Below are 424 nucleotides of genomic sequence, written 5' to 3' on the forward strand. Positions count from 1 at the left end.
GTCATGCATCATGCGGCCGTCGGCGCGGATGTAGCCGTTCTTGGCGAACGCGTCGTTGATCTTGGCCTTCTTCAGCGCCGCCATCACGGCGTCCGAATCGTCGCTGCCTGCCGCCTGCACGGCCTTCAGGTACTGCAGCACGGCCGAGTACGTGCCGGCATGCACCATGTTCGGCATGCGCTTCATGCGGGCGAAGAAGCGGGCGCCGAACTCGCGCGTCTGCGGGTTCAGGTCCCAGTACCAGGCATCGGTCAGCTTCATGCGCTGCGTCAGCTTCAGGCCCAGGCTGTGCACGTCGCTGATGGTCATCAGCAGGCCCACCAGGGTCTGGTTGCGCGGCAGGCCGAAGTCGTTGGCCGCCTTGATGGCGTTGATGGTGTCGCCGCCGCCGTTGGCCAGCGCCACCACCTGGGCCTTGCTGGCC

At 66.5% G+C, this 424-nt stretch carries 1 protein-coding gene; it reads right to left on the reverse strand.

Going from position 1 to position 424, the window contains the following annotated elements:
* On the reverse strand, positions 1 to 424 hold a 424-nt coding region (locus tag AC1DHL_RS29965; protein ID WP_478164363.1), incomplete at both ends, for an ABC transporter substrate-binding protein.

This window comes from Variovorax sp. 10L426, assembly GCF_056395305.1.